Origin of the sequence: Salinisphaera hydrothermalis C41B8, assembly GCF_000732535.1 — a bacterium.
GTDB lineage: Bacteria > Pseudomonadota > Gammaproteobacteria > Nevskiales > Salinisphaeraceae > Salinisphaera > Salinisphaera hydrothermalis.
Map to the genome: position 1 here is coordinate 17,514 of NZ_APNK01000029.1, position 19,937 is coordinate 37,450.

General features: G+C 67.3%; 19 protein-coding genes. 13 read left to right on the plus strand and 6 right to left on the minus strand.

Annotated features, from left to right (window positions below; genetic code table 11):
- The first annotated feature begins 161 nt into the window (after positions 1 to 161).
- From cobT to C41B8_RS14895, 6 genes are read left to right on the plus strand one after another with little or no spacing between them, the layout of a single operon-like run.
- Positions 162 to 1,223 carry a nicotinate-nucleotide--dimethylbenzimidazole phosphoribosyltransferase gene (gene cobT, locus C41B8_RS14870; protein WP_051883609.1) on the plus strand — a complete coding sequence of 354 codons (1,062 nt, stop codon included), beginning with the start codon at positions 162 to 164 and terminating at the stop codon, positions 1,221 to 1,223.
- Positions 1,216 to 1,836, plus strand: a complete 621-nt coding sequence (locus C41B8_RS14875; protein ID WP_198025227.1) for a histidine phosphatase family protein — start codon at positions 1,216 to 1,218, stop codon at positions 1,834 to 1,836. The genes cobT and C41B8_RS14875 overlap by 8 nt, the downstream gene beginning before the upstream one ends.
- Positions 1,833 to 2,603: an adenosylcobinamide-GDP ribazoletransferase gene (gene cobS / locus C41B8_RS14880; protein ID WP_037339912.1), complete on the plus strand. Its 771-nt coding sequence runs from the start codon at positions 1,833 to 1,835 to the stop codon at positions 2,601 to 2,603. The genes C41B8_RS14875 and cobS overlap by 4 nt, the downstream gene beginning before the upstream one ends.
- Entirely contained in the window at positions 2,594 to 3,535 is a 942-nt protein-coding gene (gene cbiB, locus C41B8_RS14885; protein ID WP_037339915.1) for an adenosylcobinamide-phosphate synthase CbiB, read from the plus strand. The genes cobS and cbiB overlap by 10 nt, the downstream gene beginning before the upstream one ends.
- Positions 3,532 to 4,545, plus strand: a complete 1,014-nt coding sequence (gene cobD, locus C41B8_RS14890; protein ID WP_037339917.1) for a threonine-phosphate decarboxylase CobD — start codon at positions 3,532 to 3,534, stop codon at positions 4,543 to 4,545. The genes cbiB and cobD overlap by 4 nt, the downstream gene beginning before the upstream one ends.
- Complete coding sequence (locus C41B8_RS14895) at positions 4,542 to 5,477, plus strand: cobalamin-binding protein (RefSeq protein WP_232226089.1); 936 nt, start codon at positions 4,542 to 4,544, stop codon at positions 5,475 to 5,477. The genes cobD and C41B8_RS14895 overlap by 4 nt, the downstream gene beginning before the upstream one ends.
- Positions 5,478 to 5,526: 49 nt before the next feature.
- Here the strand turns inward: C41B8_RS14895 and C41B8_RS14900 are convergent, their stop codons facing one another.
- Positions 5,527 to 6,147, minus strand: a complete 621-nt coding sequence (locus C41B8_RS14900; RefSeq protein ID WP_037339920.1) for a LysE family translocator — start codon at positions 6,145 to 6,147, stop codon at positions 5,527 to 5,529.
- A gap of 153 nt (positions 6,148 to 6,300) precedes the next feature.
- Between C41B8_RS14900 and C41B8_RS14905 the strand changes: the two genes are divergently transcribed.
- The gene (locus C41B8_RS14905; protein ID WP_051883610.1) at positions 6,301 to 6,894 is read left to right on the plus strand and encodes a hypothetical protein; all 594 of its coding nucleotides are present in this window, start codon (positions 6,301 to 6,303) and stop codon (positions 6,892 to 6,894) included.
- Between the two features lie 52 nt (positions 6,895 to 6,946).
- Here the strand turns inward: C41B8_RS14905 and C41B8_RS14910 are convergent, their stop codons facing one another.
- The 5 genes from C41B8_RS14910 to C41B8_RS14930 form a co-directional block, all read right to left on the minus strand.
- A complete protein-coding gene (locus tag C41B8_RS14910; protein ID WP_084189063.1) occupies positions 6,947 to 7,834 on the minus strand; it encodes a histone deacetylase family protein in 888 nt (295 codons plus the stop codon).
- A 51-nt stretch (positions 7,835 to 7,885) separates the two neighbouring features.
- Positions 7,886 to 8,263, minus strand: coding sequence for a DUF3015 family protein (locus tag C41B8_RS14915; RefSeq protein ID WP_037339923.1), 378 nt, complete (start codon positions 8,261 to 8,263; stop codon positions 7,886 to 7,888).
- A gap of 68 nt (positions 8,264 to 8,331) precedes the next feature.
- Complete coding sequence (gene thiC, locus C41B8_RS14920; RefSeq protein ID WP_037339925.1) at positions 8,332 to 10,203, minus strand: phosphomethylpyrimidine synthase ThiC; 1,872 nt, start codon at positions 10,201 to 10,203, stop codon at positions 8,332 to 8,334.
- 89 nt (positions 10,204 to 10,292) lie between these two features.
- A complete protein-coding gene (gene pncA / locus C41B8_RS14925; protein ID WP_037339929.1) occupies positions 10,293 to 10,919 on the minus strand; it encodes a bifunctional nicotinamidase/pyrazinamidase in 627 nt (208 codons plus the stop codon).
- The gene (locus tag C41B8_RS14930) at positions 10,916 to 12,385 is read right to left on the minus strand and encodes a nicotinate phosphoribosyltransferase (protein WP_051883617.1); all 1,470 of its coding nucleotides are present in this window, start codon (positions 12,383 to 12,385) and stop codon (positions 10,916 to 10,918) included. The genes pncA and C41B8_RS14930 overlap by 4 nt, the downstream gene beginning before the upstream one ends.
- 159 nt (positions 12,386 to 12,544) lie before the next feature.
- Between C41B8_RS14930 and C41B8_RS19785 the strand changes: the two genes are divergently transcribed.
- The 6 genes from C41B8_RS19785 (at position 12,545) to C41B8_RS14960 (ending at position 19,936) form a co-directional block, all read left to right on the plus strand.
- Positions 12,545 to 13,258, plus strand: coding sequence for a lysophospholipid acyltransferase family protein (locus C41B8_RS19785; RefSeq protein WP_051883611.1), 714 nt, complete (start codon positions 12,545 to 12,547; stop codon positions 13,256 to 13,258).
- A 76-nt stretch (positions 13,259 to 13,334) separates the two neighbouring features.
- The gene (locus C41B8_RS14940) at positions 13,335 to 14,099 is read left to right on the plus strand and encodes a DeoR/GlpR family DNA-binding transcription regulator (RefSeq protein ID WP_037339931.1); all 765 of its coding nucleotides are present in this window, start codon (positions 13,335 to 13,337) and stop codon (positions 14,097 to 14,099) included.
- A 232-nt stretch (positions 14,100 to 14,331) separates the two neighbouring features.
- Positions 14,332 to 15,738, plus strand: coding sequence for an NAD(P)/FAD-dependent oxidoreductase (locus C41B8_RS14945; RefSeq protein WP_037339973.1), 1,407 nt, complete (start codon positions 14,332 to 14,334; stop codon positions 15,736 to 15,738).
- Positions 15,728 to 16,963, plus strand: a complete 1,236-nt coding sequence (locus C41B8_RS14950) for an NAD(P)/FAD-dependent oxidoreductase (protein WP_037339933.1) — start codon at positions 15,728 to 15,730, stop codon at positions 16,961 to 16,963. Before C41B8_RS14945 ends, C41B8_RS14950 begins: the two co-directional genes overlap by 11 nt.
- 40 nt (positions 16,964 to 17,003) lie before the next feature.
- On the plus strand, positions 17,004 to 18,527 hold the full coding sequence (locus C41B8_RS14955) for an amino acid permease (RefSeq protein ID WP_037339937.1): 1,524 nt from the start codon (positions 17,004 to 17,006) through the stop codon (positions 18,525 to 18,527).
- Positions 18,524 to 19,936 carry an FGGY family carbohydrate kinase gene (locus C41B8_RS14960; RefSeq protein ID WP_037339939.1) on the plus strand — a complete coding sequence of 471 codons (1,413 nt, stop codon included), beginning with the start codon at positions 18,524 to 18,526 and terminating at the stop codon, positions 19,934 to 19,936. The genes C41B8_RS14955 and C41B8_RS14960 overlap by 4 nt, the downstream gene beginning before the upstream one ends.
- Position 19,937: the final 1 nt, after the last annotated feature.

Here is a 19,937-nt window from a genome sequence, read left to right on the forward strand (position 1 = left end):
ATCCGGCGCCGTTGCAGGCGCTCTTTTCTTGGTTGGCGCGTCAGCGCGAAACCAGAGTTCAACTCGCCCGGTGGTGCAACCCCATCCTCGATTCATCGTCCAACGCCGTCAATCCTGTTTTCGAACGGCGTGGATCGCTGGCCCCGAAAGGACTTTTTGCCATGACTGATATGCACTGGCTGTTCGAACAAGTCGCTGCACCCGACGAGACCGCCCGCGCGGCCGCGGTCGCACGCCAGAACGAGCTGACCAAGCCGCCGGGTTCGCTCGGCCGGCTGGAGACGATCGCCACCGATTTCGCGGCCTGGCAGGGCGACGCCAAGCCGGAGCTTGCACGCATCGGGCTGGCGGTGTTCGCCGCCGATCACGGCGTGGCGGCGCGGGGTGTGTCGGCATTTCCCCAGGCCGTGACCGCCCAGATGGTGGCCAACTTCGCGGCCGGCGGTGCCGCCGTGGCGGTACTGGCGCGCGAGGCCGGGGCCGAAATGACGGTGGTTAATCTCGGCACGGTGGCGCCGACCGACACGGTGCCCGGCGTGCTCAATCATCATCTCGGGCCGGGGACGGCCGACTTTACTCAGGCGTCGGCGATGGATCGCGCCACGCTGGCGGACGCGCTGTCGACGGGCGCCGCGCAGGTGGACGCTGGGTTGTCGCTATTCATCGGCGGCGAGATGGGCATTGCCAACACCACCAGCGCGGCGGCCGTGTTCGCCGCGCTCGCGGGCCTGGACGGGGCAGCGACCGTCGGGCGCGGAACGGGCGTGGATGATGCCGGGCTGGCCAATAAACAGGCGGCGGTCGATGCCGGGCTGGCGCGCCATGGCGCGCGCTGGCAGGACGCCCCGCCGCCGGAGGCGGCCCTGGCGGCTCTGGAATGCGTCGGCGGGTTCGAAATCGCCGCACTCACCGGTGCGTTCGTCGCCGCGGCACAGCGCGGGGTGCCGGTTCTGGTCGACGGCTTCATCAGCAGCGTGGCCGCGCTGGCCGCGGTCCGACTCAATCCCGGGGTGGCCGACTGGCTGATGTTTGGCCATCGGTCGGCCGAGGCTGGCCATGCGCGGGTGCTCGATGCCCTGGGCGCGACGCCGATTCTGGATCTCGATATGCGCCTGGGCGAGGGCAGCGGGGCGATGACGGCGGTGGCCACGATTCGCGCCGCGCTCGCGGTTCACGCGAAAATGGCGACTTTTACCGATGCGGGAGTCGCCAACAGTGCCTGATTTCGATATGACCACGACCACGGTCGACATCCTGCGCCACGCCGAATGCGAGGGCGGGTCCATTTTCCGCGGCTCGACCGACGTGCCGTTGTCCGACGAGGGCTGGGCCCGGCTGCGCCGTGTGACCGAGCCGCTCGACGGCTGGGATGCGATCGTGACGTCGCCGATGCGGCGGTGTCGGGAGTTCGCTACCGAGCTGTCGACGGCGCGTGATGTGCCGCTGACGGTCGACGAGCGCTTCCGCGAAATGCACTTCGGTGACTGGGAAGGCGTGCTGATCTCCGATGTCTGGGCGGGCCAGCCCGAGGCTGCGCGTGCCTGGTATGTCGATCCGGAAAACCATACCCCGCCCAATGCCGAGCCGCTGACCTCGACCCGTGGCCGCGTGGCCGAGGGCTGGGCCGAGTTGGTCGCCGTGAACCGGGGCGGTCATGTGCTGCTGGTGGCCCACGGCGGGGTGATCCGTAATCTGGTGTCGCATGTGCTGGACCTGCCGCTGGTGGCGACCAATCGTTTCGGCATGCCCTATGGCTGCCGGGCGCGCATCGAGATCACCCACGACGGCGAATCGGCCATGCCGCGGCTGATGGGCTATAACCTCGATCAGGCATGAGGCGCATCACCACGCCGCTGCTGCTGGCGCTGTCGTTGTTGACAACGCTGCCGGTCGGCCATCGTCTGCCGGTGCGTATCCGGGCGGTCGACCAGGGGCGTTCCGTGATCTGCTATCCGCTCGTGGGGCTGATCATCGGCGTGGTGCTGGTGGTTGCCGAGGCGCTATTTCGTGGCGCGACGCCGCTGCTGGCAGCCGCGTTGCTGTTGACCGTCTGGGTGGCGGTAACCGGTGCTCTGCATCTCGATGGGCTGGCCGATTGTGTCGACGCTGGCTTCGTCGGCCACCGCGACGCCACGCGGATTCTGACGGTGATGAAGGATCCCGCCGCCGGCCCGGTGGCGGTGGTCGCCATCGCGATCGTCCTGTTGCTGAAGTTTACGGCGCTGGCCACGTTGCTGGCGCACGGCGGCGCGCTGGTCGGTCTGTTGCTGGTCGTGCCGATGCTGGCGCGGGCCGCGACCGCGGTGCTGATGGCGACCACGGCGTATCGGCGCGAGCAGGGCATTGCCCGCGATCAGGCTGCGACCCGCCCCCGCGTTGCGATCGCGCTGGTCTCGCTGGCGGTGGTGATCGCAGCCGGCTTGGCCCTGCCACTGCGCCTCGCGGTGCTGCTGGTGTTGCTGACGGCGGTGATCGTCTGGGTATGGCGTCGTGTCTGGCAGATGCGCATCGGCGGTTATACCGGCGACGTGGCCGGTGCCTTGATCGAGTTGGTCGAAACCGCGGCGCTGGTCGCCGCCGCCTGGCCTCCACTGTGGCATTGAGCCTGGCGCTGGTGGCGGCGCTGGCCGTCGATGCCGTGCTGGGCGAGCCACGCCGGGGCCATCCGCTGGCCCTTTTCGGCCGCTGTGCCGAACGTCTCGAGGCGCGTGCGAACCGGGGCCGTCGCCGCGACGGATGGGTCGCGATGCTGTGCCTTGTTGTGCCACCGGTGTTGATTGTGGGCGCGATCGCTGCCGTTTTGCCGCCCGTCCTCGCCTGGGGTGTGGCCGCGATAATGCTGACGTTCGCCGTCGGCCGTGCCGGTCTGATCGAACACGCCGAAGCGGTTGCGCGGCCGCTGGTGGCGGGCGATCTCGAACAGGCGCGACGACGCGTGGCCTGGCTCGTCAGCCGCGATGCCACGCGCCTCGATGCCAGCGGCGTACGGGTGGCCCTGCTCGAATCCGTGCTGGAAAACGCCAGCGATGCAGTCTTTGCCTCGCTGTTCTGGTTTGTGGCCGGCGGCGTCGTCGCTGGCCCGGCGGGGGCGGCCGCGGCCGTGATCGCCCATCGTCTGGTCAATACGCTGGATGCCATGTGGGGGTATCGGACGCCGCGTTTTGCCCGGTTCGGCTGGGCCGCGGCGCGTCTGGACGACGGCCTCAATTGGCCGGCGGCCCGCTTGACCGCGGCGCTGTTCGCGCTGGTTGGCGATACGCGCGCGGCGCTGGCCTGCTGGCGGGCGCAGGCGAGCCAGTGGTCCAGCCCGAACGCCGGCCCGGTGATGGCCGCCGGCGCTGGCGCGCTCGGCATCCGGCTGGGCGGCGGCGCCTGGTATCACGGGGCCTGGTGCGAGCGTCCGATTCTGGGCGGGCGGCGCTCGCCCGATGATGTTGATGTCGTCCGGGCGCTGGCGCTGGCCGATCGCGCGCTTGCGGTACTCGTGGTGGGCGTGCTGGTCTTGGCGCGGGTGAGTGAAGCGAGTTATCCATGATTCACGGTGGGCGTCTACGGGCCGCGGCCAATCGCTATGGCATCGCCGAACCGGATTGGCTGGACCTGTCGACCGGGATCGCGCCGTGGTCCTGGCCGGTGCCGCCATTGCCGGCAGCGGTCTGGGCGCGGCTGCCGGAGGCCGACGATGGCTTGATAGCTGCCGCGGCTGATTACTACGGCGTGCCGCCCGAGCGTCTCGTGGCATTGCCGGGCAGCCAGTTCGCGATTCGTGAATTGCCGCGGCTGTTCGCGCCTTGCACGGTCGCCGTGCCCGCGATCGGTTATACCGAACACGCGGCGGCGTGGCGCGCGGCGGGGCATCGCTTGATGTGGTATGCGGATCTCGACGCGCTCGATGCGATGTGTTCCGAGCTCGATCGGGCCGTGGTGCTCGATCCGAACAACCCGACCGGCGAGCGGGCTGCGCCCGAACGACTAGGGCGATTGGCCGCCGCGCTCGGGCCGGGCCGGCTGATCGTGGACGCGGCGTTTGCCGATTGTTCGGATGGCTTGTCCTTCGACCCGCTGGACAGCGATGCCGTCGTCCTACGCTCTGTGGGCAAGTTTTTTGGTCTGGCCGGTATGCGGCTGGGGTTTGCCTTTGGCCATGCGGCGACCGTCGACACGCTTCGGCCGGCCGTGGAACCCTGGGGCGTGGCGCATCCGGCGCGCTGGATCGGCACGCGGGCGCTGGCCGATACCGACTGGCAGCGCGGGCAACGCGCCCGGATCGACGATACGGAGACCTGGCTGCGGGCTTGCCTGACGGACGCATTCCCCGGCCGGGCGATCGCAACCGGCGGCCTGTTCGTGACCGTTTTTTTTCAGGGTGAGGCCGAGGCGGGCGCCCTACATGATGCGCTGGCCCGGCGCGGCGTGCTGACCCGGCTCGGTGATAACGGTCATTGGCTGCGGTTCGGCCTGCCCGCCGAGACCCAGCGCGAGCGGCTGTCGTGTGCGTTGTGCGACATGCATGCCCATGCGGGATCGAGCGGAGCCAGTCGATGATGCGGCGCTGGGCGGGAGGCGGACCACGAGCGCTGCGCAACGCCGGCCGGCTCGGTCTGCTCGTGATGCTATGCGTGTGGGCCGGCTCGCCGGCGCTGGCCGCACCCGTCTCGGTCACCGATTTCACCGGGCATCGCGTCCGGCTCGATCATCCGGCCCGACGCATCGTCGCGCTGACGCCGCATCTGGTGGAAAACCTGTTCTCGGCGGGCCTGGGCGATCGCGTGGTCGGGGCCGTGCGATATTCGAACTATCCGCCCGCGGCCAAGAATATTCCACGCGTCGGGGGCTACAACAGCCTGAGCCTGGAAGCGATCGTCGCGCGCAAGCCGGATCTGGTGGTGGCGTGGGCCGAAGGCGGCTCGCCCGATATCATCAAGCGGTTGCGCGCCCTCGGTATTGCCGTCTATGTCGACGACCCGCGCCGGCTCGCCGGTATCGCGCGCACCATTCGCGATCTCGGGGTGCTCGGGCATACCGAGGGCACCGCCGATCGCGCGGCGACGGCGTTCGAACACCGGATCGCCGGACTCCGGAAGCGCTATGCGCATCGCCGGCCGGTGTCGTTGTTCTGGGAAGTCTGGTCCGATCCGCTGCGCACGTTATCCGATGCTGGCATGACCGGCGCGGTGATCAAGCTATGCGGCGGGCGCAACGTATTCGGCCACGCGCCGATCCTGGCGCCGCAGGTGAGCATCGAATCGGTTATTGCCCGCGACCCCCAGGCCATCGTCGCCTCGGGCGTGGCTGAAACCAAGCCGCACTGGAAAGCCTACTGGCAGCAATGGCCGACGATTCCGGCGGTGGCGCATCATCATTTCGTGGCCGTAGATCCGGATCTGATCAGCCGGCCGACGGTGCGGCTGGCCGATGGAGCGGCGGAACTCTGCCGGGGGCTGGATCGCGTTCGTAAGGATCTGAAAGCGCGATAACCGGAAGTCGGCCACGCCCGCCGGTCGATCGGGCGCATGCCCGGATGCGTCAATCCAGCGCCAGCCAGATGCCCACGCCGATGATCAGCGTGCCGGCGACGCGGTTCATCAGCCGCACGTTGGAGCGCTTGGCCAGCAGCGCGCGGGCGGCGGAGCCGCCGGTGGCATAGAGCGCCAGACAGGTCAGCTCCATGGTCAGGATCATCGATAGTAGCAGCATCAACTGCGGCGCGAGCGCTTGCTGGAAATCCAGGAATGGCGGCAGCAGGGCGATGAAGAACGCCCAGCCCTTGGGATTGGCGATGGCGGTGACCAGTCCCTGGCCGGCGAGCTGGGCTCGTGGCGGCGCTGGTGCGTCGTCGTCGATTTCGGGAATCGCCAGATTGCCACGAGAGCGCCACATCTCGATGCCGAGCCAGATCAGATACGCGCCGCCGACCCATTTGAATACTGTGAATACCGCGGGATAGCGCAACAGCACCGTGGCCACGCCGATCACCGAGGCGACCGCCACCGTGGCCACGCCCACCAGTTCGCCGATCCACATCCAGGCGGTGCGGCGCACGCCGACCGTCATCCCCAGGCTCAACGACAGCGTCATGCACAGGCCCGGCGTGAGCGATACGAGAAAGAAGGTCGGCACGAATACCGAGAGGGTAGAAAGCGTCATGGACCTGAATGCGCGCGATCGGGGGCGCTCACTATAAGACGCGCGAGCGGCTAGACCAACGCCACCTCGCTCTCATCCATAAGTCGAACAGCGCGATTGCGCTCAATTTCATTGTGTATGGTGAATCCATGCGTTTTTTTAATTGAGTGATTCATGGATTCGATCAGTTTCGCCGCGTCTCCCTATGCGCCGATCGCGCTCGGCTTTTTCGGCCTGGGCACCGGCTATCTCATTCTCGGCCCCCAGGAGTTGTTCGGCTGGCCGTCGGGCGACAAGTCGCTGGCCCGTTCCAACGGCGTCTGGGGCTTTTTCATGCCCGGCCTGTGTCAGGCGCTGGTCGGGTTCTATCTGTTCATCGGGCTGACGTGGTTTCACGTCTTCCACGAGGCGGCACTTTACGCAGCGGCGACCGCGTTCTCGGTGTTCGGTATTCACTGGCTGGCGATGGGCATCATCAAGTTCGTCGAGGGCGATGCGCGGCCCAATGGCTTCATGTCGGTCGCGTTCTTTCTGGTCTCGATTCTGGGCGCGCTATCGATGGGGCTGAATGGTGATATGCCGGTCGCTATCCTGTTTATTGGCCTGTGCGCGGTCTATTTCTTCGAGTTCTTTGCCAGCTTTGGGCTGGGCGCACCGGCCACCGAGCGCCTGTTGGGCCTGGCCCATGTCGTGACCGGGCTGTGGTTGATGTATCTGACCTATGCGGCGGTGCTGAATCTCGCCAACGGCATGCATCTCTGGTTGTAAGGCCACCCTCTGAGCATCGCGGCCCGGGCAGGCCCCGGGCCGCGATTCGACTTCAGCGTTCGCCCGCGCGTAGCAGGGTCTGAACGTGCACCGCGGCCGATGCCGCGAGGGCGTCCAGGGCATAGCCGCCTTCGAGCAGGCTGACGATGCGGCCGTCGCAGTATCGATCGGCGGCCTCGGTGATGCGCTCGGTCACCCATTGGAAATCCTCGGCCTCGAGGTTCAAGTCGGCCAACGGGTCGGCGCGATGGGCATCGAACCCGGCGGACACCAGGATCAGTTGCGGCCGTGCTTCATCGAGGGCGGGTAGCCAGTCGCGCTCGACGGCCCGACGGAATACCGAGCCGCCGACCCCCGCGCGCAGCGGTGTCTTGATCAGGCGCCCGGGCACGCTCTCGTCGTTGGTGAACGGAAACAACGGGTTCTGATAGCTCGAGCAGAACAGCACGCGGGGTTCGTGACGGAAGACGTCTTCGGTGCCGTTGCCGTGATGGACATCGAAATCGAGGATCGCGACGCGCTCGAGCCCGCCGACGGCCAGCGCATGGGCCGCCGCAATCGCGATGTTGTTAAAGAAACAGAAGCCCATGGCCCGCGCATACTCGGCGTGGTGGCCCGGCGGACGAACCGCGCAGAAGGCGTTGGCCGCATCGCCGGCAAGCACGGCATCAACCGCGGCGATCCCCGCCCCGGCGGCATGGCGCGCCGCGGCCAGCGTATGCGGCGTCAGTACCGTATCGCCGTCGATCGGCACCCGCCCGGTAGTCGGGGCGATGGCGAGCAGTTCGTCGACATAGAACTCGTCGTGGACCCGCTTGATGGCATCCAGCGGCGCTTCCGGCGCCTCGCGTCGGTCGAGTCGGTCGGCAATGCCGACGACATCCAGGCCCTGTTCGATCGCCTTGAGCCGCCCCGGCGCTTCCGGGTGTCCGCGCCCCATGTCGTGGGCGCGACACAGATCATGGCGTGAGAAATACGCCGTTGACACCCGCTAGCTCCGCTGCAACGCCACGATGCGATCGACCAGGTTCGCCTGCGCCGGATGGGCCGGATAGAGCGCGCCGTAATGGCGCTGCATCCAGTGGCCGAAGGCCTGATTGTCGGTTGCGCCCAGAAGGTCGGCCAGCGCGTTCAGGTTCTCGCCGCCACCCGACGCCGCTTCGCGCCGCAGCGCCACGCGCTGGCTGTGGGCGAACTTGTGCGCGGCGGCGAAATCGTCGTCGTTGTGCTTGCCGACGATGTAGGCCGTGGTACCCGCGGTACTGGCCGTCGTGGTGAAGTCGTGGCTGTTGTAGGCCATGGCCGGCGCGGCGACAAACCCGCCGAGGATGGCCATCGCAGCGATGGCCGAATAGCGTATGCGGATCATGCGGACGTCTCCTCGGTGTTGTTCGTATCGATTATCGGCCGCTCGAGCTTAACGGTCACCCTGCGTGCCTACCGATACAGTTCGTGCCCGCCGGCCTTGAACTCCTCGGCCTTCTCGGCCAGCCCGGCGTCGAGCGCATCCTGCGGTGTTTCGATACCGCGATCGGCCGCAAACTCCCGCACTTCCTGCGAGATACGCATGGAGCAGAACTTCGGGCCGCACATACTGCAGAAATGCGCCACCTTGGCGGAATCCTTCGGCAGCGTCTCGTCGTGGAATTCGCGCGCCTTGAGCGGGTCGAGGCCCAGGTTGAACTGGTCTTCCCAGCGGAACTCGAAGCGGGCCTTGGACAAGGCGTTGTCGCGGATCTGCGCGCCGGGATGGCCCTTGGCCAAGTCGGCCGCGTGGGCCGCGATCTTGTAGGTGACGATGCCTTCGCGCACGTCGTCCTTGTCCGGCAGGCCGAGGTGCTCCTTGGGCGTGACGTAGCAGAGCATCGCCGTGCCGTACCAGCCGATCTGGGCGGCGCCGATCGCGGAGGTGATGTGGTCGTAGCCGGGGCCGATGTCGGTGGTCAGCGGGCCGAGCGTATAGAACGGCGCCTCGTGGCAGTCCGCCAGCTCGGCGTCCATGTTCTCCTTGATGCGCTGCATTGGCACATGGCCCGGGCCTTCGATCATCACCTGGACGTCGTGCTGCCAGGCGATCTGTGTCAGCTCGCCGAGCGTGCGCAGCTCGGCCATCTGGGCTTCGTCGTTGGCATCCGCGATCGCGCCCGGGCGCAGGCCGTCGCCGAGCGAGAACGCCACGTCGTAGGCCTTCATGATCTCGCAGATCTCTTCGAAATGCGTATACAGGAAGGACTCGGTGTGATGCGCCAGACACCACTTGGCCATGATCGAGCCGCCACGAGAGACGATGCCGGTCACGCGGTTGGCGGTCATCGGCACGAAGGGCAGTCGTACGCCGGCGTGGATGGTGAAGTAATCCACCCCTTGTTCCGCTTGTTCGATGAGTGTGTCGCGGAACATCTCCCAGGTCAGGTCTTCGGCCTTGCCATCGACTTTTTCCAGCGCCTGGTAGATGGGCACTGTGCCGACCGGCACCGGCGCGTTGCGGATGATCCACTCGCGGGTTTCGTGAATATGCTTGCCGGTGGACAGGTCCATGATCGTGTCGCCGCCCCAGCGGGTGGCCCAGACCATCTTCTCCACTTCCTCGGCGATCGAGGAGGTGACCGCCGACGTGCCCATGTTGGCGTTGATCTTCACCCGGAAGTTGCGGCCGATGATCATCGGCTCGGATTCCGGATGGTTGATGTTGTTGGGGATGATCGCGCGCCCGGCGGCGATCTCGTCGCGCACGAATTCGGGCGTGACGTAGTCGGGGATGTTGGCGCCGTAGCCTTCGCCGGGATGGCGTCGCAGCAGCCGGCTGTCCTTGATCTCGTCGATGCGGGCGTTCTCGCGGATGGCGACAAATTCCATCTCGGGGGTCACGACGCCGCGCCGGGCATAGTGCATCTGCGACACGTTGGCGCCCGCCTTGGCCCGGCGCGGGGCCCGTACATCGGGAAAACGCAGATGGCCGGTCGCGGTATCGGCGGCGCGATCGCGGCCGAACTGCGAGGACAGGCCGGGGAGGGTTTCGGTATCGCCGCGTTCGTCGATCCAGGCGGCTCTAAGCGCCGGCAGGCCGTGGGTGAGGTCGATCGCGGCGTCCGGGTCGGTATACGGCCCGGAGCAGTCGTAGATCGTGATCGGCGGGTTCTTTTCCACGCCGAAGGTCGCCGGTGTGTTGGCCTGGGCGACCTCGCGCATGGGCACGCGAATATCGGGGCGCGAACCCGTGACGTAGATCCGCTGCGAATTGGGAAACGGAACACGCATCTCATCTGCCAGACGCGCGGACACAGCCAGATCCTTGGGTACAGCACTCATGGTCGAACCCCGAGAGAGAACAGTAAGAGAAGCGACTCGCAATCTAGCAAGCCGGGGTGATCAAGAAAACAGGCCGGATCGGCGCGAGTTTAGCCCTGCGCGACCAGCGCGGTGCTATTCACGCATTCGGCGCCAGCCGCTCGCATGGCCTGAATCGCGGCCTCGGTATCGCCCTCGTGCATGTCGACCCCGCGCACGCCGTCCACGATCAACGTCACCGCGAAGCCTTCGGCCAGCGCGTCCATGACGGTGAATTTCACGCAGACATCGGCCGCCAGGCCCATCACGAACAGTCGATCCGTACCCAGCCGGCGCAGGATATCGGTCAGGTCCGTCTGGTGGCGATGATCGTTGTCGTAGAACGCCGAGTAGCTGTCGATGCGCGGGTTTTCGCCCTTGCGCACCACGTAGTCGATGCGCGCGATATCCAGTGCCGAGGCAAAGCTCGCGCCGGGGCTGCCCTGTACGCAGTGCGCCGGCCACAGGATCTGTTCCAGCCCGTCCACTTCGGTAACCTGAAACGGTTTGAAGCCGGCGTGCTGGTCGACGAACGACAGATGATCGGCCGGATGCCAATCCTGGCTCGCCACGACGCTGGAGAACAGCGGCATCAGGCGGTTGGCGACCGGTACCACGGCATCGCCGTCGGCCACCGCGAGCGCGCCGCCCGGCAGGAAATCGTTCTGGATATCGACCAGCAGTAAGGTATCGGTCATGACGAACCCTCCGATTGACGGCCGTCGTTGTGACGCTGGGCGAGCCAGTCGCGCAGAGCGTCGGTCGACTCGTCCAGATAATGATCAATCAGCGCCGGGTAGTTCGGCCGGTCGGCGAAATAGGCGAACTGGGCCATGGCATATTCGCGAATCTCGCCGAGCTCGGGCGAGGTGTCCACCCGTGCTCCTTCCTCGATGACCGGCCGCAGCAATTCGATATGCGGCGCGTCGGCCTTGAAACGATGCTCGTACTCGGCCACGCCGCCGGCCCAGGCGGTCGACCACGACGCTTCATCGTAGAGCAGATCGGCCACCGGGTCTTGGTCGGCGTCGACGAAACGACGCACTTGCTGCACGCCGGGACGCGTCAGTTTGCCGGGGGTATCGCTCATCTTCATGCGATACGACCAGCGCCCGGAATCCTCGCGAATGGCGCCGAGCTTGTACACGCCGTCGAGCGCGGCATCGGGCTGGGCCGTGGTCAGGCGCGTGCCCACGCCCCAGAGCGCGATCGGTGCGCCGCGCGACTTCAGATCCGCGATCACGCGTTCGTCCAGGCTCGAACTGGCCGCGATCTTGGTATGCGGAAAACCGGCGGCATCCAGTCGGCGGCGGGCGCGCCGCGCCAGCTGCGCCAGATCACCCGAGTCCAGGCGGATACCGGCCATCTCGTACCCGTGCTCGCGCAGCTTCTCGCCGGCACGAATGGCGTTTTCGATGCCTTCCAGCGAATTGTAGGTATCGACCAGGAACACACAGTTGTTGGGCAGCGCGCGGGCATAGGCATCGAAGGCATCGATTTCATGATCGAAGGCCATGACCCAGCCGTGCGCATGCGTGCCGGAGACCGGAATGCCGAACAGCTGCCCGGCCAGCACGTTGGACGTGCCGGCACAGCCGCCGATATAAGCCGCGCGGGCCGCCGACACGCCGCCGTCGATGCCCTGGGCCTTGCGCAGGCCGAAGTCGAGCACGCGGTCGCCCTCGGCGGCGTGCGCGATGCGCGCGGCCTTGGTGGCGACCAGGGTGGGGAAGTTCATCAGATTGAGCAGCGCCGTCTCGAGCAGCTGCGCTTCGATGATCGGTCCGGTGACCCGCAGCATCGGCTGGTGCGGGAACACGGCCGTGCCCTCGGGGACGGCATCGACCCGGCCGGTGAAGCGGAAATCGCGTAAGTAGTCGAGGAAGCCCTCGGCGAACAGCGGCTCGCCGGCGTTGTCCACGAGCGTGCGGAGGTAGGTGATGTCCTCCTCGGTAAAGCGCAGGGCGCAGACATAATCGATGGCGGTCTCGATCCCGCAGGCCAGCGCGAACCCGTTGTCGAACGGCGCCTGGCGATAGAACAGATGAAAGACCGCCTCGCGCTGGCCGGTGCCATTGAACCAGTGGGCATAGGCCATGGTCAGCTGGTACAGATCGGTCAGCAGCGCGGGCGCGCGGCCGTAGAGTTTCTCGATTGCGGACATCGCGTCGTTCGTTGAGGCGACCACGCCGGCTCTTGTCCGGAGCGATCGGTTAGGCTGTGTGGCGAAAACCCGGGCGGTATGCCGCCAGACGGTCATAGCCCCGATACGTGCGGGGCCAGTTTACCGACATCCGCGGCTTCCAACATGAGGCACGAGCCGATGAGTGAATCGCGCCAGCACCAGCAGAAAACCGGGCGGACGCCATTGTCCCCCCGGCAGCGCCTGCTGATCGCGGTCGCCGCGCCGGTGTTGCGGTTGCTGGCGCGCGCGCTGCTCGGAACCTGCCGCCTTGCCAGCGTACGCGGCGTGCATCATCTGGATGCTTTGATCGAGAGCCAGCGCTCGGCGCTGCTGTGTTGCTGGCATCAACGCCTGCCGTATTGTGTCGGCTGGCTGCTGTCGGCGCGATCGCGCGGCTTGGTGCCGGGGTTTCTGGTTTCGCCGTCGCGCGACGGCGAGTTGATCGCCGCCGTGGTCGGTGGCCTCGGCGCCAGCGTAATACGGGGGTCGGCCAACCGGACCGGCGCGCGTGCGTTCCGCGATATGTATGCCACGCTCAAGGCAGGCGTATCACCGATTATTGCCGCCGACGGTCCGCATGGGCCGGCCTCTCATGCCAAACCCGGCACGCCGATGCTCGCGCAGATGACCAAGGCCCCGATGCTGCCGGTGAGTTTTGCCGCCGATCGCTACTGGCAGCTCAAATCCTGGGATCGGATGATCATCCCCAAGCCGTTCGCGCGCGTGTGGATGGTCATCGGCGAGCCGCTGGTCTGCGAACGCGGTGACACGCCGGACGCCGTCGCCACCACGCTCGGCGAACGCCTGGATGCCATCACGGCCGAGGCGGATGCACATTGCGCGGGGCGCTGATCGGGGCGCGGCTCGTGTCGTTCGGCACTCGGGCTACACTGCGCGCCATGAACTCCATGGATCGGCCTTGCCCCCGATGAACGCTCTCGATCGCCGTCAGCGCATACTCGAATGGCTGCGCCTGAAGCGCCGGGTCACCGTGGCCTGGTTGGCGGAGCAGACCGGCGCGTCACTGGAGACGATCCGGCGCGATCTCGCCGGGCTCGCCAGTGAAGGTCTGGTCGAGAAATTCCATGGCGGTGCCGCTATACCGGGCAACCCGGCCTACGAGAATGCGTTCGCGACCCGGATGTACGAACAGGTCGAAGCCAAGACGGCGGTCGCCGAGACCGCGGCGGCGCTGTTCGCGCCCGGCGACAGCCTGTTCGTCGATACCGGCACCACCACGCTGCTGTTCGCGCGGGCGCTGGCCGGCCAGCGCGGGCTGACCGTGATTACCAACTGCGTGCGGATCGCGCAGGCGCTCGGCGAGTCCGAGAATCGGGTATTCCTTATCGGCGGCGAATACGAGCCGGACGCCCAGGAGGCCGTCGGCACCTTTGCCCAGGATCAGATCGCCCGGTTCAATGCGGCGCATGTGGTGATCACCGCCGGCGCGCTGGATGTGGGCGGCGTAATGGATTTCTCGCTCGCCGAAGCCGACGTGGCGCGCGCGATGATCGCCCAGGCCGACACCGTCACCGTGCTGGCCGATGCCAGTAAGCTGGGCCGGCGAGCGTTATTCAAGGTGATGCCGTTGGCACGCATCGACCGACTCGTGGTCGATGCCGAGCCCGACGCCGAGCTGCGCGAGGCGCTCGATGAAGCGGGCGTGGCGCTCTACATCGCCGGCGCGGCGTAGCCCGAGCCCGCTCGCCCGAGGGTCGTCATTCGACGATCTTGCTCTACTGCCCTGATTCGAAAGGAATCGCCCGCCCCAGGCGTGCCCGATGGCGGGCGGCTGCGTTGCGTCTATTTCCGTGCAGCGCGTGGCGCATGAGCCGCATTTGCGCTTTTTATGTGGTTTTTATGTTTACTCGGTGACCGAATTGTGAAATAACGGTCACAAGAGCCACATTGGTTGATGAGTGATCGTGGAATCCCGGGGTGAGCGCAGCGAAGGCCTATACGATGTCGCCGTGATCGGCGGCGGCGTGGTCGGCTGTGCGGTGGCCCGGCGCTTCACGCTCGAAGGCGCCCGCGTCGTCCTGCTCGAAAAAGCGCCCGATATCCTCGCCGGCGCCAGCAAGGGCAACAGCGCGATCCTGCATACCGGTTTCGACGCGCCCGAGGGCAGTCTGGAGCTGGCCTGCATGCAGGCGGGCTATACCGAATACCGCGCGATTCACGAATCCCTGAACCTGCCGTTACTGACCACCGGCGCCATTGTGGCGGCCTGGAACGAGCACGACGAAGCCGAGCTCGATGCCATCGTGGCGCGGGCGCATGCCAACGGCGTGGACAACGTCCGGCGCATCGATCGCGCTGAAGTGCTGGCGCGTGAGCCGCAGCTCAATCCGGCGGTGCGCGGCGGCGTGCTGGTGCCCGACGAGCACGTGATCGATCCGTGGTCGGCCCCGTTGGCGTATCTCACTCAGGCCATGGCCAACGGTGCCGAGGTACGGCGCGACTGCGAGGTCACCGGCGGCGCATTCGACGGCGCGGCCTGGCAGCTCGACACTAGCCGCGGCCGGATCGCCGCGGCGCAAGTCATCAACTGTGCCGGGCTGTATGGCGATGTGGTCGAACAACGCCTGCTGGGCGAGGCGCATATGCAGATCCGGCCGCGCAAGGGCCAGTTCGTGGTCTTCGACAAGGCCGCGGCGGCGCTGGTCGATCATATTCTGTTGCCCGTCCCGCAGCCGCGCACCAAGGGCGTGGTGGTCACGCGTACGGCCTACGGTAACGTCCTGGTCGGCCCGACCGCCGAGGAGCAGGACGATCGCGAGCATGCCCGGGTCGATCACGACACCCTCGAGGCGCTGATCGCGGCCGGCGCCGAGCGTCTGCCGGCGCTGGCCGATATGCCGGTGACCGCGGTTTATGCCGGGCTGCGGCCGGCGACGGAAGACAAGGAATATCGCATTCGTCACGAGCCGGCGCGCCACTGGCTCACGCTCGGCGGCGTTCGCTCGACCGGGCTGACTGCCGCACTCGGCATTGCCGCCCACGCCTACGCGCTCTATCGCGAGTACGTCGAACACCAGCCGCTGGCATCGCCGGTGACGCCGTGGGTCCCGAACATCGCCGAGCATCGACCGCGCGACTGGCAGGCCGCCGGTTACGGCGAGATCGTCTGCCACTGTGAACTGGTGACCCGGCGCGAGATCGAGGCCGCGCTGGCTTCGTCTCTCCCGCCGGGCGATATCGGCGGCCTCAAGCGGCGTACGCGCGCCTGCATGGGGCGCTGCCAGGGTTTCTACTGCGGCGCCCGCGTGGCCCAGATCGCCGGCGATGCGCTGGCCACGCCGTTGTCGACGGGAGCGGCGCATGAGCACTGAACTCGATTGCGACGTGGCGGTGATCGGTGCCGGCCCGGCGGGCCTGGCCGCGGCCACCGCGTTGCGCCAAGCGGGCGTGAATCGCGTGCTCGTGTTTGAACGCGAGCCCGAAGCCGGCGGCATCCCGCGCCACTGCGCGCACCCCCCGTACGGCGTGCGCGAATACGGTCGGCTGATGACCGGGCCGCGTTATGCCCGACGCAACGTCGCGGCGGCCGAAGCCGCCGGGGTGGATATCCGTACGCGACATACGGTGGTCGCGCTGCATCCTGGCGGCGGACTCGATCTGGCCACGCCCGACGGCGCGCTGCGCGTCACCGCCCGGCGCGTGCTGCTGACCACCGGCGCGCGCGAGACGCCGCGCTCGGCCCGGTTGATCTCCGGCGATCGCCCGGTGGGCGTGATCAATACCGCGACTTTGCAATCGGCGCTGTATCTCGAGCATTTCAAGCCGTTCGAGGCGCCGGTGATCGTCGGTACCGAGCTGGTGAGTCTGTCGGCGGTGATGAGCTGCCGGCGGGCCGGCATTCGTCCGGTCGCGGTGATCGAGCCCAACCCGCGCCCGACGGCGCGTTGGCCTCTGACGTTGTTTCCGCGCCTGTGCGGTATTCCCGTGCACTTGAATACGACACTCGCCGGCATCGCGGGCCGCCAGCGCGTCGAAGGCGTCCAACTGGCCGGGCCCGACGGCAGCCTCTCGACGCTCGCCTGCGACGGCGTACTGCTGACCGGCCGCTTCACCAGCGAATCGAGCCTGGCGCGGCTGGCGCCGCATCTGGCGGTGGACACTGCGAGCTCGGGGCCCGTCGTGGATCAATACGGGCGCTGCAGCGATCCCGCCTACTACGCCGCCGGTAATGTTCTGAGGCCGATCGAAACCGCCGGCTGGTCATGGCGCGAAGGGCGGGCCGTGGCTGGCTTCATCGCCGCCGATCTGGCCTATGACTTACCGGGGCCCGACGAACTCGTGCCCGTGCGCGTGGCGTCGCCCGTGAAGTACTGCGTGCCGCAACGCCTGGTGCGCAGCGCGCGCCCCGGGCTGGCCGAGTTGCAGCTGCGGGTGACCGAACCGGTCCGCGGCACGCTGACGGTCTCCGATGGCACCCGGCCGTTATGGCGGGCTTCGGGGGCATTCCTGCCCGAGCGGCGCATCCGCATACCGCTCGGTGATCCGGCTTTTCTACGCGCGCCGGCGCTCGATATCGGTTTCGAGAGTCCGCCGTAGCCAGGGCGTTTTCCTTACCTAAAATTGCCAGGGGGCAACCATGACCGATCAGAGAGTTTCGAGAGGTTCTGCCGGACCGGGCGCCGACGTCGCCGAATTCGGTTATACCCAGGCCATGCGACGCGGCACGCGATCCTTTGCTTCGTTCGCGGTCGCCTTTGCTTTCGTGTCCATCGCCACCGGCATTTTTACCACCTACGGGGCGGTACTCCAGTCCTCCGGGCCGGCCGGCATCTGGACCTGGCCGGTGGCGGTGGTCGGCCAGCTGATGGTCGCGCTGCTGTTCGGTTCGCTCGCCGCGCGTATTCCGGTGACCGGCTATTCCTATCAATGGGTGTCGCGTCTGGCCAATCCGGTGCTCGGCTGGATCATGGGCTGGATCTCGTTCACCTTCCTGGCGATCGTAGTGGTCGCGGTCGACTACACCATCGCCTCCACCGTGCTGCCGGTGTTGTTGAACTACACCGGCACGCCGGGCAACGCCTGGTGGATCACCGCCGTCGTGCTGGCCGGTCAGGCGCTGCTGGTGGCGTTCTCGACCCGCTGGACCGAACGGGTGAACAATGTCGCGGTGACCGCCGAGCTGGTCGGCATGCTGTTGCTGGTGGTGCTGTTGCTGGTCGTGGGGGCGATCATGCGCGGGCTGGATTTCTCGAATCTGGTATCCACCGGATCGATCAGCCACGAGGGGTATTTCAGCTTCGGTAGCCTGCTCCATGTCGGTCCCTGGATGATGGGCACGCTGCTCGGCTCGTTCACCATCGTGGGTTTCGAGTCGGCCGCCAATCTGGCCGAAGAGACCGAGCAGCCGGCGCGGGTGGTGCCGCGAGCCATGGCGCAGGCGGTGATTGCCTCGGGTGTACTGGGCTTTGCCTTCCTGGTCGCGGTCACGCTGCTGGCGGGCGATCCGGTGGCGCTGGCCCAGTCGGCCACGCCGATCGCGGACGTGATCGCGCGCGTGCTCGGCCCGGTCGTCGGCACCGCGCTGCTGATCATGGTGGTGGTGGCCATCTTTGCTTGTGGCATGGTGATTCTCATGACCGGTGTGCGCCTGGTCTGGGCGATGTCGCGCGACGCCCGGTTCCCGGGCCATGCCTTGTGGTCGCGCATCTCGCCGCGCTTCGGCACGCCGTTGGCGGCCACCGGGCTGGTGTTCGTGCTCGGCGAACTGCTGCTGGCGATCTTTGCGTTCCAGACCGATGCGCTGTTCGCGTTGTTCTCGGCGGCCACGCTGCTGCCGTCGGTGATTTATGCGGCCACCGTGCTGCTGTATATCGTCAAGCGCCGCGATCTGCCGCCCAGCAAAGGGTTTACGCTCGGGCGCTTCGAGGTGCCGGTGATCGTGCTGGCTTCGATCTGGTTGGTCTTCGAACTGCTCATCTTCCGGGATGTCGTCTTTTTGAGCTCCTGGGTGTATGTCGCGATCATGGTGGCCATCGGCGCGGTGTATCTCGGCTGGCTGCTGGCGCGCCGCGGTGGCACGGCCGGCCTGGCCATGCCGGATATGCATTCCGTGGACGCCGAGCTGGAGGCCGATGCCGCCAAGGCCGGGGCCGGGGTATGACGCGGGTTCTCGCCATCGATCAGGGCACCTCCGGCACCAAGGCGGTCGTTGTCGACGACGACGGCCGGATCTGCGGGTTGGCCGAACAGCCGGTCACGCCCGATTATCGTGCCGAGGGCATAGTGGAGCAGGATCCGCAGGCCCTGCTGGATTCGGTACTCGCGGCCGGTCGGGCCGCTCTGGCCGAGGCCGGTGTCGACGTCGATATCGTCACGCTGGCCAACCAGGGCGAGACGGTTCTGGCCTGGGACCCGGATACCGGTGCGCCGCTGTCGAAGATGATCGTCTGGCAGGATCGACGCGCCGAGGACATCTGTCGCGAGCTGGCCGCTCACGCCGAGCGGCTGGCCGACAAGACCGGGCTGGTGCTCGATCCTTATTTCTCGGCGCCGAAGATGGCCTGGCTGCGGCGACACGTGACCCGCGAGGGCGTGGTCACGACCTCCGACAGCTGGCTGATTCATCAGCTCACGGGCGCGTTCGTCACCGACGTCACCACGGCCAGCCGATCGGCGATCTGTGGTCTGGACGATCTGGCCTGGGATCGCGAACTGCTGGACCGGTTCGGTCTGGCCGATGAACGCTTGCCGGAAATCGTGGCCTGCGACGAAATCGTGGGCCTGACCCATGCCTTCGGAGGGTCGGTGCCGGTCGGTGGCCTGGTGGTGGACCAGCAGGCCGCGCTCGTCGGCGAGAACTGCCTGGTGCCGGGCGAGGCCAAATGCACGTTCGGCACCGGCGCCTTCGTGCTCGCCAATATCGGTGAGACACCGACGCGGTCGACGCGCGGGCTGACGACATCGGCCGCCTGGCGCGTACGTGATCGCAACCAGTACTGCGTGGACGGCCAGGTCTATACCGCGGCCTCGGCCGTTCGCTGGCTCGCGGAACTGGGCTGGATCGATACGGCCGCGGACCTGGATCAAGCCGCGGCCGAAACTTCGCAGGGCGCGTTCTGCGTGCCAGCCTTCGCCGGTCTGGCCGCGCCCTGGTGGCGGCCCGAAGCGCGCGCCCGGTTCACGGGCATGAGCCTCGCCACCAAGCCGGGTCATCTGGTGCTGGCGGTACTGGAAGGCATCGCGGCTCAGGTCGCCGAGCTGACCGATCTCATCGGCACGGATGCAGGCCAACCCCTCGAGCGGTTACGGGTCGACGGCGGGCTCACCCAGTCGCAGCGGCTCATGCAGGCGGTAGCGGATCTCACCCAGATACCGCTCGACGTGTATCCGCACGCCCACGCAACGCCGATGGGCGCGGCCGCGCTGGCGCGTATGGCGCTCGACCCGCACGACGAAACACGGCTGGTCGATACCGTCATCGACTGGCAGCCGAGCGCGGTATACGAGCCGGGCTGGTCGGCCGATCGCGCCGCCGCGTTCCGCGACGACTGGCGGGCGCAAATCGGCTGAT

Coding starts and splice junctions, on each gene's coding strand:
- C41B8_RS19785 (WP_051883611.1), top strand. CDS start 12,545: ATGAGTGAATCGCGCCAGCACCAGCAGAAAACCGGGCGGACGCCATTG.
- C41B8_RS14950 (WP_037339933.1), top strand. CDS start 15,728: ATGAGCACTGAACTCGATTGCGACGTGGCGGTGATCGGTGCCGGCCCG.
- C41B8_RS14910 (WP_084189063.1), bottom strand. CDS start 7,834: ATGGGGCGCGGACACCCGGAAGCGCCGGGGCGGCTCAAGGCGATCGAA.
- C41B8_RS14960 (WP_037339939.1), top strand. CDS start 18,524: ATGACGCGGGTTCTCGCCATCGATCAGGGCACCTCCGGCACCAAGGCG.
- C41B8_RS14955 (WP_037339937.1), top strand. CDS start 17,004: ATGACCGATCAGAGAGTTTCGAGAGGTTCTGCCGGACCGGGCGCCGAC.
- pncA (WP_037339929.1), bottom strand. CDS start 10,919: ATGACCGATACCTTACTGCTGGTCGATATCCAGAACGATTTCCTGCCG.
- thiC (WP_037339925.1), bottom strand. CDS start 10,203: ATGAGTGCTGTACCCAAGGATCTGGCTGTGTCCGCGCGTCTGGCAGAT.
- C41B8_RS14895 (WP_232226089.1), top strand. CDS start 4,542: ATGATGCGGCGCTGGGCGGGAGGCGGACCACGAGCGCTGCGCAACGCC.
- cobS (WP_037339912.1), top strand. CDS start 1,833: ATGAGGCGCATCACCACGCCGCTGCTGCTGGCGCTGTCGTTGTTGACA.
- C41B8_RS14905 (WP_051883610.1), top strand. CDS start 6,301: ATGGATTCGATCAGTTTCGCCGCGTCTCCCTATGCGCCGATCGCGCTC.
- C41B8_RS14930 (WP_051883617.1), bottom strand. CDS start 12,385: ATGTCCGCAATCGAGAAACTCTACGGCCGCGCGCCCGCGCTGCTGACC.
- C41B8_RS14940 (WP_037339931.1), top strand. CDS start 13,335: ATGAACGCTCTCGATCGCCGTCAGCGCATACTCGAATGGCTGCGCCTG.
- cobD (WP_037339917.1), top strand. CDS start 3,532: ATGATTCACGGTGGGCGTCTACGGGCCGCGGCCAATCGCTATGGCATC.
- C41B8_RS14915 (WP_037339923.1), bottom strand. CDS start 8,263: ATGATCCGCATACGCTATTCGGCCATCGCTGCGATGGCCATCCTCGGC.
- C41B8_RS14900 (WP_037339920.1), bottom strand. CDS start 6,147: ATGACGCTTTCTACCCTCTCGGTATTCGTGCCGACCTTCTTTCTCGTA.
- cobT (WP_051883609.1), top strand. CDS start 162: ATGACTGATATGCACTGGCTGTTCGAACAAGTCGCTGCACCCGACGAG.